This is a genomic window from Cryobacterium sp. 10S3 (genome assembly GCF_034344045.1).
Taxonomy (GTDB): domain Bacteria; phylum Actinomycetota; class Actinomycetes; order Actinomycetales; family Microbacteriaceae; genus Cryobacterium; species Cryobacterium glucosi.
In genome coordinates, this window is sequence record NZ_CP133773.1 from 2,293,208 (window position 1) to 2,306,924 (window position 13,717).

Sequence of the window (13,717 nt, forward strand, 5' to 3'; positions counted from 1 at the left end):
GCCGCCTGATACTCACAAGGACACCTGCTCCGTGTCGAGGTCCGTCCTCAGGCTTTGGTGGTTTTGACCGTCGCCGCCGATCTGGTCAGCGCGCCGAGTCAACCAGCCCTGCCGGTTCATCGTCGCAAACGCATAGACCTTGATCGGCAGCGCCACCAGAATCACCGCGAATGCGTACAACGGCAGTAGCCAAATGTCTCTGGGATTCTCGCGAAGGTTGGATATCCCTCGAATTCCGCGACCTAAAAGAAGCCACGACAGAGTTCCCGCGACGCCCCAGGCAGTGAATTCCAGGCGCTGGAAGAGCAGATAGTACAAGCTGAGCCCCATCGTTATCGGCGTGACCAGGATTTGCAGCACGGTCACCTTGGTGATGAAGGGGACATGCCACAGCCATCCTCTGAATGCCGCCGTCAAGTAGCAGCGGTAGGAGTTGCGGCTCCACCGCACTCGTTGCTTCACGAAAGCACGGAAACTCGAGGGAAACATCGACACCGCCCGGGCGGAGGACTGATGAACCGTTTTATATCCTGAAGCGAGAACCAGCCATGTCAGGCGCCCGTCATCTCCGGACACGCACCGCCGGCCGAAGAAGAACTCATCCTCCAAGTGCTCGAGAACGGGCAGGACCGCCGCCCGACGATACACGGCGGTGCGGCCAGACACACAGGGCACCGCCCCAGCCTTACCCATCGCCGGAACGTAGTCGAGATAGCGCAAGTTCACCATCCAGTCAGCGATCCTCCGCCACACGCTCGACTCACGCTGATACACGTTCTGGCGCGTGCCAACCGCACCGACCAGCGGGTCGTCAAAAGGCATTTGCACGTTCTCCAACAACCCGTCACCCCACCACGTGTCCGAATCCGTCAACACGAGAATGTCGAAACGAGCCAAACGAATACCGCACCCCAGCGCAGACCTCTTACCCGCATGGTGGAACAGCACAGGGATCAGTCGGGGATCAGCCAAATCCTCGATACGTTCGAACGCCTCCAGATCGACCACATCCAAAACAATGATGATCTCCCCCGGGTCTTGGGCCCTCCAGGAATCCAGACAACTCATCAAAATCTCAACATCCTCGTGAAACGAGGGGACCACGACCGACGTCGACGCCCGAAAACCCGTGACAATGGGCCCCACCCGGTGCGACAACACAAACCGGAACAACCACAGGCCCCACACAATCGTTCCCGCCACGGCCAAAGGAAAATACGGCCTGACAACGGCCACAACACCACTGACGACCGACCAATCAAAACCAGCACGGGCATCCGGCGCTGCAACCAGTTCAAAATACAAGAGTGTGGTCCTTTGCTAGCGATCGCCGGGCGAGGGCACAAGCACGGAAAGCGGCACAACGTCTTCGTTCCCACAAAATCGTTCACGCTCGTGCAGAGTCCATTTGCAGCGCGCCCGAGCAAAACTGGCGGTGTCGTCGGCACCGGCATCGAGACCATATCCGTGTGACCAAACGGTCACTAGGCACGACTGAGAGCAATGTGGTTAACCACACACCCCCGCGGTGTGAAGAGAGAGAAGATCCGCCGGGTTGTCACCCGAGGACGAAATTTGGCACGGCGCCCGCCCCGGCACCCGGCCGCGCGATCCCGAACTGGTCGCCACCGGCCATGGCAAGGTTCACGCGTGGGGGACGTCACCAGGAGTACACGCGATGACCGCACCCCATTTTATTGACACTGCCCGTTTTCTGTCCGAACAACTCGAGCAAGCCTCGCCGGACCTGATGCGGCAGATGCTGACCACGTTGATCAACGCGCTGATGAGCGCCGAGGCCGAAGCCGTCTGCGGCGCCGAGTATGGCCAGATCTCCGCCGACCGGACCAACTCCCGTAACGGCTACCGGCACCGGGACTTCGACACCCGCACCGGCACCCTCGACGTCGCGATCCCGAAGCTGCGCACCGGGACCTACTTCCCGGACTGGCTCCTCAAGTGCCGCCGCCGCGCCGAGGCCGCCCTGACCAGCGTCGTGGCGACCTGCTACCTCCTCGGAGTCTCGACCAGGCGGATGGAGAAACTCGTCGAGTCCCTCGGCATCACCCGCCTCTCCAAATCGCAGGTATCGATCATGGCCAAAGACCTCGACGAGCAGGTCGAGCAGTTCCGCACGAGGCCCCTCGACGCCGGCCCCTACATGTTCGTCGCCGCCGACGCCCTGGTGCTGAAGGTGCGCGAGGGCGGCCGTGTCGCCAACGTCCACGCGCTCCTCGCGACGGGCGTGAACAAGGACGGCCACCGCGAGATCCTGGGCTTGCAGGTCAGGCGCCGCGTGTCGCGCGAGCAGCCGACTGCAGCGACGCCTGGTGTCAGCGCTCTTCGAAAAGTAGGCCAGTTTCGCTAACGGCCTACTTTTCAACGAGCGTCGACGTCGACGCATGGCTGCATCTCCGAATCGCTGTTCCCGGGGACTTATGAAAGGGTTCGTTCACCTGAGGTTCATCTCAGCTTTCCCCACCGTTGTCCCCCTTATCAGGGGTATGCCTTGCGAGATCCGTATCGTTCGATCGGAACCATATCGACGATCAAAGGATGGATCTCTTGCGTCACGCATTTGTTCAGTTCAAGCGCACATCGTTCGCAATCCTGGGTGTGGCGGTGACAATTGGTGCTCTGGGAGCTTCAGCACTTCCGGCCTCAGCTGTGGAACACCGGGACTCCACCCCGCCAACGGGCTACACGGTGTATTCCTTTGCCGCCGTCGGAGCCGAGTCCAAACCAGATGACATCTCCCGTTTGGGCGATCATGTGTTCGTGGCTTTTCAGAACGGGGTCGGCTCGCTCGGGGAAGCGTCCCCGAGCGGAGTCACCTCCAGCACAATCCAGGAATACGGGTTGGACGGTCGCCCGGGCACGTCGTGGCAGGTCACCGGCAAAGTGGATGGCCTCACCGCCGACAACGCTCATCACCGCCTGCTGATCACCACCAATGAAGACGGCAACTCCCACTTCAGCACCCTGTCCCCCGATGACGAGCACGCGGTGAAGACCTATGACTACGCGGGCCTCACCCATGGCGGTGGCACCGACGCGATCTCTCTCGTCCACGGCCGGATCGTCATCTCCGCTTCGGCGCCCACCAACGCGACCGGTCCGGCCCTGTACTTCGTGGACCTTGACGGCACGACAGCAACCCTCACCCCGCTGTTCGCCGACAACGCCCTAGCGACCGCAGCCAATGGTGCCAACGCAGGCCACAGCGTGAACTTGGCCCTGACGGATCCCGATTCAAACACCATGGTCCCCCGCACAGCGTCTCGGTTCGGCGGTGACTTCATGCTCACCGCCCAGGGCGACCAGCAACTCGTCTTCGCCTCCCGCGCAGAACCCTCAGCCACGCTTCACGTTCTTTCAGTGGCGCAGCCGATGGACGACACCGTCTTCGCGGGCCGGCCCGAGCAGACGCTTTGGATCACCGACCCGACCCACAACACTATTGACGCCGTCACTGGACCGTTCTCCGCCGGGCAGGCCATCTCGTCAGTCACGCCCGATGCCGGACCCGCCTACCTCGCGACCCTCAACCTGACCGATGGAACCTTGAACCCGATCAAGGCCCTCGCCGCCATCCAGCCTAAGGGACTACTGATCATGTCGAACAACACCGAGCACACAGACAACACAGACAACACAGACAACACAGACAACACAGACAACACAGACAACACAGACAACACAGACAACACAGACAACAACTAACAAACGCACCACGTGATCAGCGGGCACCACGACCTCCAGTTGTGGTGCCCGCTGACATTTTGCAGAAGATTTCGCTGTTTCAGCGTATCTATCGAATCTCGCCCGCTCGGAGGAAACCGTGAGGTCCTCGTTGGCGGCGGACTCTGGCGCAGGTGAGCGGAACCTCGAGCCTATTTCCGCCGATACGGAATTTGTCAAGTTTAATGGGGCCAGCGTGAGTTAGGCGGCTAGTTTCGTCTCGTCTTCTTGTGCTTCGGCAGGCTTGTTGATCCAGGCCGCGTTAGGGATCTTGGGATCGACGCTGGTGCTGAAGCGTTCCGGGTTCCTGGCCCGGGCTTCAGCCAGGGTCGCGGACCTCTCGGCGGCTTTGCCTGCTGCGAGGCCGTAGTGGACGTCAGCGGGCGTGTTCAGGCCGATGCCGGTGTGATGGTGGGTGTGGTTGTAACCCTCGACGAAAGTGTCCATGAAGCGGCGGGCGTCGCCGAGGCTCGCGAAGCGTTCCGGGAACACGGGTGCGAACTTCAGCGTTTTGAACCACGACTCCGAGTACGGGTTGTCGTTGCTGACCCGGGGCCTGGAGTGCGACTTGGTGACCTCCAGATCCGACAACAACGCGGCGACGGTCTTGCTCGTCATCGACGTGCCCCGGTCGGCGTGGACGACCTGCGGGGTGCCGTGGATGCCGAAGGTTTCCGTCATCATTTCCGCGGCCAGGATGGCGGACTCGGCCGGGTGGACCTTCGCGCCGACGATGTAGCGGGAGAAGATATCGATCATCACGTAGCAGTTGAAGTACTTGCTCTTGATCGGGCCCGCCAACTTCGTGATGTCCCACGTGTTATGCCGACATCGGCATAAGTCGTGTAGTGCGTATCCGCTTAGCTCAGCTAGTGTGAAGTGTGTCCAAACCTGATTTTCCACGGTCGATTCTGGCCTTCCAGGAGTGGTTCGTGGATGAGCAGGCGTGCCTGGACTATCTCTTTGAGAGTCGATGGCCGGAGGGGTTCACGTGCCCCCGTTGCGGTGGCCGCGACGCGTATCCGATCGCCACCCGACGGCTGTGGCAGTGCGTCCAATGCCGGTATCAGGTCTCGGTGACGGCCGGGACCGTGATGCACAAGACCCGGTTGTCGCTGCGGTTGTGGTTTTGGGCGGCGTACTTGGTGGCTACCGGCACGCCAGGATTGTCAGCGAGGCAGTTGCAACGTCAACTCGCGCTGACCCGCTACGACACGGCCTGGACAATGCTGCACAAGCTGCGCCGCGCAATGGTTGCCCCTGATCGGGGTTTGCTCTCGGGCGAGGTCGAAGTCGATGAGTTCGAGATCGGCGGTGTGGAGAAGGGCAGGAGCGGCGGGCGCAGCGGGGTCGCGAAGGCCTCCACCGGGATCATCGCAGTGGAGGTGCGCGGCACCGGTTCAGGTCGCATACGGATCGAGCTGATCGACGACGCGACCGCGGCAACGTTGTCCGGATTCATCGAACGGACCGTCGAGGCGGGAGCGATCGTGCATACTGACGGGTGGCAAGGCTACGCGAAACTGACGAGTATGGGCTACGTGCACCGCCGGCGCAGCCAGGCTAAGGCCAAGCGTGACGGCGACACCGACCCGGTCTTGCCGCGGGCGCACCGGGCGATCTCGAACTTCAAGTCTTGGCTCCGCGGCACACACCGCGGCGTGAGCGCCGAGCATCTTCAGGTCTACCTCGACGAGTTCATCTTCCGATACAACCGACGACGCACACCGATGGCCGCTTTTCAAACCCTCCTTGGTCTCAGCAGCCACCATCCGCCGTCTACCAGGGCTGAGATCGTGGCCGAAGGCCCGGCAGCAGCCAAGCGAAGCTGAGCTAAGCGGATACGCACTAGTCGTGTTATGCCGACATTGTGATTATGCCGATGTTGGTCTCCGATCCCAGCTTCCAGGCGGGAGCCGGGCTGAAAAGGTCGGCATAATCACAGTGCTTTGAGGAATGCCAGGACGGTGTCGGTGGGCTTGTATCGTCCGGCCGCGGGGACGGTGAGCGGGGTGACTTTGGCGATCGCGGCCTCTTTCAGGGTCATGTCGGCGTGGAGGTAGATGTTCGTGGTCACGATTTGTTCGTGGCCGAGCCAGAGGGCGATGACGCTGGTGTCGACCCCGGCGTGGAGTAGTCGCATTGCGGCGGTGTGCCGCAGTGTGTGCATGCTGACGTGTTTGCCGATCAACGAGGGGCAGGATGCGGCTGCGACGGTGATGCTGTGGTGGATTCGGTGTTCGAGCGCGTCGCGGCTGAGGCCTCGTCCGGTGCTGCTGGTGAACAGCGGTGCGCTGGGAGGGCCGCCGTGTTCGGTGATCCATCGTTTTAGGACATTGACGGTGGCGGGAAGCAGCGGGGTTCGGCGTTCTTTGCGGCCTTTCCCGAGGCAGTGGACGTGGGCTCCGGCCCCGGTCTGGATGTCGGCGATGGTGAGGCCGAGGAGTTCGCTGACGCGCAGTCCCGTTTGGATCGCCAGGGTGAATAGAGCGTGGTCGCGCTGGCCGGTGCGGGTGTGCCGGTTGCAGGCCTTCAGTAGCGCGTTGGCTTCGGCGGGCTCCAGCCAGGTGACAACGGTGCGGCGTTGGCGTGCGGCCGGGATCGCCAGGACGCGTTGGATGACTTCGGCATGTTCGTGGTGGCGCAGTGCGGCGTAGGCGAAAAGAGAGTGAATCGCGGCCAGGCGGGTGTTGCGGGTGCGAACGCTGTTTCCGCGGACCTCTTCCAGGTGGTGGAGGAATCCGGTGATGGTGTCGGCGTCGAGGTCGCCGATGTCGATATCGGAAGGCCCCTTGCCGGTCCGGGCGCAGACATAGCCGAGTAGCAAGGTGATGGTGTCGCGGTAGGAGGCGATCGTGTTGCTGCTGGATTGGCGTTGGGTGAGGAGCCGGTCGGTGAAGAACACCTGCAACAGCGGCGCGAGGGACGTCATGATTGCCCCTGCTGCCGGTCGGTCGCGTTCTCCAGCCGGGTGGCGGCGTAGGCGAGTAGCTCGGGGACGGCGCTGATATACCAATAAGTGTCGGCGGGCTTGGAGTGGCCGAGGTAAATGGACAGGGCAGGCATCTTCGCGGCAACATCGACGCCGTCGCGGTACCAGCCCAACAAAGTGTTGACCGCGAACGTGTGACGCAGGTCATGCATCCGGGGGTGTTGTGTTGGGGTGCGCAGCCCCGACGCCGTGGACGCCTGGACCCAGTTATCAAGAACAGCCGCGTATTTCAGCCGCTCACCTGCCGGGTCGGTGAAGAACGCGACGGATCGCGTCCGAGCATTGTCGTGGTGTTGGTCGTCGCGCCAGTGCGCGTAGCCCCCCAGCGCTGCGGTTGTGGTGGGGTGCAGCGGGACCAGTCGCGGATCACCCTTTCCGCGGCTGATCACCAGCTCCCCGGCGTCGAGGTCCACTGCAGCCTGATCGAGCCCGATAGCCTCTCCGACGCGCATTCCGGTCGCGGCCAGCAAGGCGAACAGCACCGGGTAGGTCCGGGCGCGGCGGCCGCCCACCAGCGCCGCTGCGGCATGGATCACCGCGGTGATCTCGAGAGGGCAATAGATGTAGGGACTTGTGCGATGAAGGGGATCTGAGAAGATCCCGCGGGGCGGGACCTGATGGATCGGATCCAGCGCGTGCATGTAGTCGGCGAAGCCGCGGACCGCGGTCATCCGCGTGGATGCCCGCGTCGCCGGCGGAGTCGTCTCCCCGGCAGGCAGGCCGCTGGAGAAAGCGATCGCGTCAGCGATGGTGATTGCTGTGATGTGGGCGTTCGTCAGGTGGGTGGCGAACTGGTGCAGCAGGTGCTCGGGCCAGTGCAAATGGGCCCCGAGCTGACGGCGCAGGCGGATGTAGTCATCGACGTCCTCCGACCAGGTCATGAGAGTTCGCCCCCGGCCGGCCAGGGTTGGGCCAGTTGTCGCAACCGCACCACGTCGACGCGGGCGTAGTTCGCAGTTGTCGCCGGATCCTCATGGCGCAGCACCTGCCCGATGCCGGCCAACGGGACTTCGGCGGCGACCATCGCCTCGGCCAGGCCATGGCGCAACCGGTGGGGCCCGAACGGCTTCTCATCCGCGAGAGCCACGTGTTAACCCTGGCCGATGCGCGCCGTGTGCTCAGGGACTGAGTGATCGGCGCGCAGCAGCCCGCATGGTTCGAGATCGCGATCGTGCCTTTTTAGGCCTGCACGGCAGGTGTACCGCGCATGTACTCGGCATGCAAACGACCCAAGACTCCAGGGAATTCTCGGCCTTCAAAATCACTACTTCCAGCGAAGTCATACTCTTTCTCAGGTTTAAGGCGACGGCGAAGTCCGCCGCCTCGATTGGCGAGGGTGCCCCCTACTTGTACTGCTGTGCAATCAGCTTTGAATTGGGCGAGCCTGCCCAGCTCAGATGGCTCGGCGGTAAGGCCTTCATCGGCGGCCTTGTCCTTGACGTCGTAGAACTTAACCCCCTGGAATTCGAGCCGCCGAGCATCCCGCGCATGTACTCCGCATGACAACACACGACCTGACCAAGCTCTCACTCTTCAAAATCACGACGACCCGAGAAGTGATTCTCTACGCGCGGCACCTAGTGACCGGCCGCGCCATGGCTTCGGCTGCCGAGGGGCTCCCATACGCACCATGCGCAGGCGTCCGGCTGGAAGCAGGCTCGCCGGCATTGATAGATTTCGACGATGACGGCCGTGCCGTCCACTTCACCGGAGGCATCGTCCTCTCGGTCGAGCAGCTGCCCGGTCCGCCGTTCGAGCCGCTGCCGTGATGGACGACGGCCTTGGCCCTTTGAGAATCGGGCTCGACAGTCCGCGCGGATTTTCTTACACCGCCGTAACGGACGCCGAGATAGTCGTCGTCCGGCTCTACCAGAACGGATCGATCAGGCTCGGACGCGGTGTCGCCAGGGGTAGCGCCGGCCCGCACCTCATCACCGACGGGAGGATGCAGCACGTCGGCCGCTTCGAGCTCAGTAAGGGGCTACGGGGTTGGTGGACCTGGCGCGACCCGGACGACATGATCGGTGCCGGTGGCGAGACCTCGGCACCTGTCCTCTGGATAGATGCGGAGCCGATGCCGGAGATCCGGCCAGAATGGCGGGTAGCCTGACCGATATGAGCGACGCGACGGGCCGCGAGCCGGAACCGCTAAGTTCGGCGCTGCTCTGGAGGTCACCACGAATACGGCTTCTGAGGCGCAGCGTACGGCCCGTGGACATCGACGCGGGCAGTAATCCGGCCCACCTGCGAGCAGATGAGGCGTGGGCCACGGCCGCAGAGATGACCGGCAAAGAGCCGTGGTTTTACACCGAGCCGCAGCTCGGGTTGGATGGTAAGCCGGAAGGCTAGAGTCCCACGTTGCAGAGCACCTACCGAACGCCATGAGAATGGCGCGAGAATGAAGCGGGCAGAACGGCAGGGACATCGAGAAATGAATGTAGTCGCGCCGAGATTTCGCCGTCACAGAAAAAGCTATGCAGCTCAGCCCACCGAGCACGTCGGGCCGCCCGGCGCGGGTCGGTCGCCGGCCGCGGCGATCCACTCCCGCAGTTCCGGGTACGCCGACGGGTTCGCGGCGATCGCGGGGAGCGGCCCGGGGTGGAGATACGCCAGGTCGGCGAGGTCACCAGCCGAGGTGGCCCGGTCAGCGGCGAGCTCGGCCGGAGTCAGCTCGAGAATTGGTGCGGGAACCGGCTCCATCAGCTGCGGAAGGGCCGCAGGAAGCGCCGGAAGTAACTTGCCGGCAGGGTACCGGGAGCGGTGCATTCTGCTCGACGAGCGTCCTCTCCTGCCCCGACTCGTCCCGGTCCAGCGCGGCCAAAGATTCCTGCTCGGATGTCCTCCGTGCCTTGTGCGCAACGAACAACACTCGCACAGCGCCCATAACTGGAATAACCGGGCCGAACGACACCTGGCTCGGATACGTCAACGACTGCATGTTCCCGGTAATGATCGACAGCACGATCACGGCAGCCCCGATCGCCATGGCCAGGACCCGCGTTCGCGTCGGAATGCCCGTCACCGGAAGCAGCCCAATCGATGCGGTCAGTATCCCCGTGACGAGCAAAAGGGTGTCGTACGAACTCCAGTACGTGCTCAGCTCCGGTCAGTCGGAAATCTGCGCTTTCGACCCGCTGACATCACAGAATCGTGAAGAGCGCTGACGGGAATTCGTCAAGCTGCCGCTCGTTCGCGATCACTGCTTCCGACTCCCCACTCACGAGAGCGCCCTGTCTAACCACGCCGTGAGTGACGCGCAAGACGTCTGTACCGTCGGTCCCCAACACCAGGGCTACCGCTTCGAGCGCGTCAGAGTCTCTGGCCGGACCGAACCCTTCCAGATAGATTTGGTTGATGAAGGCGCGAGCTGAGCTCGCTGCCAACGACTTTTTGAGAATGTCGATCTCATTGATTCCACTGGCCAGAGTGACGACCACTGTCACGGTATCCGAGGATTTGGTTGCGGGAGAGAAGACCGCGATAGAGGAACCCGTCACAGTCAGTGGGTCAGACGCATCTGCGATATAGACGTACAGCAGTGGCCGTTGTCCAACTGCAGAACCGACTGCGACAAGCAACTCGGGCGCGAGACGAGAGTCACCGGGACTATTAGCGCTGAGCAGGCTGCGAACGGCAAGGGAACGGTAGCCTCGCGCGGAGGCTTTCAACAAGTCTGCGGCGTCCGAAGCCGAAACGGTCGGTAGATTGCCCAACCATTCGGACCTCTGCTCAACGGCAACGGCAACCAACTCGTCGTCGGTCAGTACTATGGTCATGAATTTCCCCTCAATGGGTCGTGCAGAATAGGCGAGCTCAGGACTACTAAAGTGCAAGCTGACTACAGCAGCCAGCCGACCAGCTTTGACCCGACTTGGAAGGTGGCCTTACCGATTTCCTCGATCACGGCGCCCGGATTGGTCGCGGCAAAGTTTGCGTTGTTGTCAATCGTTGCCTGCGAGAAATCAGCCTTGCTTCCTTCGCGCCAGACCTCGGACCAAACTTTGACGTTGGCCCCCAACAGCCGGGAAACAGGATCCCCATTGGCCTTGAGTCCTTTGGAAATCCAATCGGCAGCGTCATAGCCATCAAACGTCCCGTTCTGAATCTTGTCGACGTCATGCGCAACATCCATGAAATTCGATAGGACACTGAGTCCAGGAATATCCCGTACCGCACCTATTGAGGCCAGCAGGTCCCACGGTTTGATTCGACCCGGAACTTCGCCTTCCCGAATCGCATCGATGAGATCTTGAACGCTCCTATTGGCATTCGAAGCGAAGAAACTCCTCAGGATGTCCTCCGGGATGCGGCCAGCGGTCGCCCACATCGTCCTCAAATCCGAGATACCACCGATGGGGAATGCGGCTCGGCTCGACCCTGAACTGGGCCCGTCGCTGCGGCTCGCGTCTTCCTGCTCCTGCGCGTTCTTGCGCAGCTTCTGGCGCGTCGCCTCATCGGGTAGCGCTGTTCTGATAACCCGGTAGCGCTCTTCTGCCTAAGTGGTAGCGGCCCGGACTGTCTGCCCGGGCCGCTGCGGTTTCACTCCCAGTAGGTGTCGTGGCTGCGGGTTTGTTCGTTGCGGTGCCTGCGCATGTCAATCTGGCCCAGGTTGATGATCCGGGCGTGGTTCGCGAGGCGGTTCACGATCGAGTCCGCCGCGACCCGGTCGGGGAGTTCGGCGACCCAGTGCGCGGGTCCGGTTTGTGAGGCGATCATCGTCGGCAACCGGTGTTCTCGGTTCGCGAGCACCGCGAACAAGTCGCTGGCGGCGTCGCTGTCGATGCCGACGGTGAGGAAGTCATCGATGATGAGTAGGTCGATGTTGGACAGCTCGTTCAGCAGCTTCTGGTGCGCGATGCCATTGCCGCGGGCGATGACGAGCCGTCGGGCGAGGTCGTCCATCCGGAAGTAGGCGACCGTGTGCTCGCTCTGGCTGGCGCTGATCCCGAGCGCGCAGGCGAGGTAGGTTTTCCCGCCTCCGCTGGGCGAGATGATGAGCAGGTTCGTCGAATCCGCCCGCCACTGATGGGTGGCATAGCGGCGCATCCGAACGGGGGTGATGCCGCGCCCGTCGCGGTAGTCGACTTCCGCAATCGTGGCTCCGGGAATCGGAAGCTGTGCCTGGCGGATCAGGCGCTCGACCTTGTTCACCCGCCGGGATTCCAACGCGTCGTCGACGGCGGTGAGGAACAGCTGCTCCGGGGTGAGGGTGTCGTTGGCCTCGTCCTGGATGAGTTCCTCCAGCCGGGTCGCAACATGGGTGACCCGCAGGGCGCGGAACTTGTCGTAGTCGATGCTCGTGAAGGTCATCGCCCGGTCCCTTCGCCGATCTCGTAGTGGGAGGCGTCGCGAACATAGACGTCGGGTCCGGTGTCCCGGAAGACGACGGTGCTGCCGCGCTTGCGGGTCGAGGCCGCCGGGATCAACGGCTTGGGTTTCTTCGCGTCGCTGTCGATCGTGGCCATGAGGTGTTTCAGCGTCGTGTAGGTGGGGTGCCCGTGACGGTTCAGCAGCTCCTGGCAGGCGGCGTCCAGCCGTTGCCGGTTGTTCTTGCCGAGCCCGTCGAGAATGTTCTGGCAGGCCAGATACCCTTGCGCCTCGATTGCCTGGCTGTCGAGGATCTGCTCGATCACCGTGACCGTCGCCGGGCCGAAACTGCGGGCCCGATCGGTGAACCACCGCCTGGACCACAGCCCGTCGATATTGCGGTGCTGCGGCGGAACATGCTCCGGCAGGGTCGAGTACTGGCCTTTCCGGCCCGTCAACCGCGGGTGTTGGCAGAGGATGTCGTTCCCGTCGAACACTGTCACCGTCGAGGCGGTCAGCCTCACCCGCAACAGCTTGCCGGCCAACGCGAACGGCACCGAATACCGTTGGGTGTCGGCGGTGACGTGGTAGTTGCGGCCTGCCTTGAGCTCCTTCCACTGGACGTCCTCGAATGCCGCGTCCGGCAACGATCCCAGCAGCTTCCTCTCTTCGGCGTCGAACCTCTCCCACCGGGTCGAGCCGTCAGCGCGGCGGATATCGTGGTTGATCTCCCGCACCCGCTCAACGATCGCGTCGTTCAACTCGGCCAGAGTCGTGAAGACATCGTCCTCGAGATACCCGATGACGCGTTTGTTGACGACGTTCACCGCGTTCTCGGCCGACGCCTTGTCCCGGGGCTTCTTCACTCGGGCGGGGACGATCGCGCACTGGTAGTGGTCGGCGAGCTGTTGATAGCGGGCGTTCACGACCCGCTCCGCATCGCCGGGGTGGGACCGGTTTGTCGCCGTCGTCGGGTTGTCCGGCACGATGATCTGCGGCACCCCGCCGAAGAATGCGAATGCCTGAACGTGGGCGTCGAGCCAGGCCGGCGACTTCATATCGATGAACGCGCAGCAGAACATCAGCCCGGAGAACGGCAGCACCGCGACGAACAGCACCGCCTTCGTAGTCTCACCGGTGACCGCGTCGACCAGCTCGATGGTGTCGCCGGCCCAGTCCACCAGCATCGCCCGGCCCGGCTCGTGGTTCAGCACCGCGACCAAGTCGTGGCTGCGGACGTAGTCGGTGAACAGGGCGCAGAACTGCGAATAGCCATACTTCTTCCCGAGGTCCTTCGTGTCGACGTAGCGGCGCCAGGCCAACAACAGGGTGAAATGCCGGTTCGCTTTCATCGACGCCAGCACCCGAGACAGGTCGGGCTGGTCATATTCCTCGGACACTTTCCGGCGCCCGTCCGGGAACCACCCGGCCAGATCGGCGTCGCTGACTGAATCCGCCGCGGTGACGCCCCGCGCCTGGATTTCCTGGCTCACCCGGGCCACGGCGCGGTGCGAGCACCCCGCGATCTCCACCACGTCCCGATAACTGCGCCCCTCCAGCAACAACACCAGGATCTTTCGATAATCCGCCATGAACCAGCACTCCAAACGTGAAACGACAACACCCCATGTGTTGTCGTTTCACAGCAGAGCAGCACACCCGCGTCGAGCGCTACCT

The 13,717-nt window shown here is 62.9% G+C and carries 16 protein-coding genes and 1 pseudogene; 7 read left to right on the forward strand and 10 right to left on the reverse strand.

Going from position 1 to position 13,717, the window contains the following annotated elements:
- Positions 1–12: 12 nt before the first annotated feature.
- Complete coding sequence (locus tag RHM57_RS10680) at positions 13–1,305, reverse strand: glycosyltransferase (RefSeq protein WP_322135500.1); 1,293 nt, start codon at positions 1,303–1,305, stop codon at positions 13–15.
- A gap of 373 nt (positions 1,306–1,678) precedes the next feature.
- On the opposite strand from RHM57_RS10680, the gene RHM57_RS10685 reads away from it, so the two are divergent.
- A complete protein-coding gene (locus RHM57_RS10685) occupies positions 1,679–2,368 on the forward strand; it encodes an IS256 family transposase (RefSeq protein ID WP_416172946.1) in 690 nt (229 codons plus the stop codon).
- Positions 2,369–2,778: 410 nt separating this feature from the next.
- Positions 2,779–3,723 carry a hypothetical protein gene (locus tag RHM57_RS10690; RefSeq protein WP_322188003.1) on the forward strand — a complete coding sequence of 315 codons (945 nt, stop codon included), beginning with the start codon at positions 2,779–2,781 and terminating at the stop codon, positions 3,721–3,723.
- 219 nt (positions 3,724–3,942) lie between these two features.
- On the opposite strand, the pseudogene RHM57_RS10695 reads toward RHM57_RS10690, so the two are convergent.
- Positions 3,943–4,560 (reverse strand): annotated as a pseudogene (locus tag RHM57_RS10695) (transposase); the annotation flags it as partial.
- A gap of 62 nt (positions 4,561–4,622) precedes the next feature.
- Here RHM57_RS10695 and RHM57_RS10700 point away from each other — a divergent pair.
- Positions 4,623–5,573 carry an IS1595 family transposase gene (locus tag RHM57_RS10700; protein ID WP_322188005.1) on the forward strand — a complete coding sequence of 317 codons (951 nt, stop codon included), beginning with the start codon at positions 4,623–4,625 and terminating at the stop codon, positions 5,571–5,573.
- Positions 5,574–5,680: 107 nt separating this feature from the next.
- Here RHM57_RS10700 and RHM57_RS10705 read toward each other — a convergent pair whose 3' ends face one another.
- Genes RHM57_RS10705 through RHM57_RS10715 form a run of 3 tightly spaced genes read right to left on the reverse strand, consistent with a single transcriptional unit; the run spans position 5,681 to position 7,820 of the window.
- Entirely contained in the window at positions 5,681–6,673 is a 993-nt protein-coding gene (locus tag RHM57_RS10705) for a tyrosine-type recombinase/integrase (protein WP_322188007.1), read from the reverse strand.
- A complete protein-coding gene (locus RHM57_RS10710) occupies positions 6,670–7,614 on the reverse strand; it encodes a tyrosine-type recombinase/integrase (protein ID WP_322188009.1) in 945 nt (314 codons plus the stop codon). Before RHM57_RS10710 ends, RHM57_RS10705 begins: the two co-directional genes overlap by 4 nt.
- A complete protein-coding gene (locus RHM57_RS10715) occupies positions 7,611–7,820 on the reverse strand; it encodes a tyrosine-type recombinase/integrase (RefSeq protein ID WP_322137458.1) in 210 nt (69 codons plus the stop codon). The genes RHM57_RS10710 and RHM57_RS10715 overlap by 4 nt, the downstream gene beginning before the upstream one ends.
- Positions 7,821–7,951: 131 nt before the next feature.
- Between RHM57_RS10715 and RHM57_RS10720 the strand changes: the two genes are divergently transcribed.
- From RHM57_RS10720 to RHM57_RS10735, 4 genes are all read left to right on the forward strand, one after another.
- A complete protein-coding gene (locus RHM57_RS10720) occupies positions 7,952–8,236 on the forward strand; it encodes a hypothetical protein (protein ID WP_322137459.1) in 285 nt (94 codons plus the stop codon).
- The gene (locus RHM57_RS10725) at positions 8,233–8,502 is read left to right on the forward strand and encodes a hypothetical protein (RefSeq protein ID WP_322137460.1); all 270 of its coding nucleotides are present in this window, start codon (positions 8,233–8,235) and stop codon (positions 8,500–8,502) included. The genes RHM57_RS10720 and RHM57_RS10725 overlap by 4 nt, the downstream gene beginning before the upstream one ends.
- Entirely contained in the window at positions 8,502–8,843 is a 342-nt protein-coding gene (locus RHM57_RS10730; protein WP_322137461.1) for a hypothetical protein, read from the forward strand. Before RHM57_RS10725 ends, RHM57_RS10730 begins: the two co-directional genes overlap by 1 nt.
- Positions 8,844–8,944: 101 nt before the next feature.
- On the forward strand, positions 8,945–9,082 hold the full coding sequence (locus RHM57_RS10735; RefSeq protein WP_322137462.1) for a hypothetical protein: 138 nt from the start codon (positions 8,945–8,947) through the stop codon (positions 9,080–9,082).
- A 132-nt stretch (positions 9,083–9,214) separates the two neighbouring features.
- On the opposite strand, the gene RHM57_RS10740 is transcribed toward RHM57_RS10735, so the two are convergent.
- The 5 genes from RHM57_RS10740 to istA form a co-directional block, all read right to left on the reverse strand.
- Positions 9,215–9,499: a hypothetical protein gene (locus RHM57_RS10740; RefSeq protein ID WP_322137463.1), complete on the reverse strand. Its 285-nt coding sequence runs from the start codon at positions 9,497–9,499 to the stop codon at positions 9,215–9,217.
- 374 nt (positions 9,500–9,873) lie between these two features.
- The gene (locus tag RHM57_RS10745; protein ID WP_322137465.1) at positions 9,874–10,509 is read right to left on the reverse strand and encodes a hypothetical protein; all 636 of its coding nucleotides are present in this window, start codon (positions 10,507–10,509) and stop codon (positions 9,874–9,876) included.
- A 62-nt stretch (positions 10,510–10,571) separates the two neighbouring features.
- Positions 10,572–11,060 (reverse strand): hypothetical protein, encoded by a 489-nt coding sequence (locus tag RHM57_RS10750; RefSeq protein WP_322188011.1) that lies wholly within the window; start codon positions 11,058–11,060, stop codon positions 10,572–10,574.
- 212 nt (positions 11,061–11,272) lie between these two features.
- Positions 11,273–12,043: an ATP-binding protein gene (locus tag RHM57_RS10755; protein ID WP_322137582.1), complete on the reverse strand. Its 771-nt coding sequence runs from the start codon at positions 12,041–12,043 to the stop codon at positions 11,273–11,275.
- Positions 12,040–13,632 (reverse strand): IS21 family transposase, encoded by a 1,593-nt coding sequence (gene istA, locus RHM57_RS10760; RefSeq protein WP_322138239.1) that lies wholly within the window; start codon positions 13,630–13,632, stop codon positions 12,040–12,042. Before istA ends, RHM57_RS10755 begins: the two co-directional genes overlap by 4 nt.
- Positions 13,633–13,717: the final 85 nt, after the last annotated feature.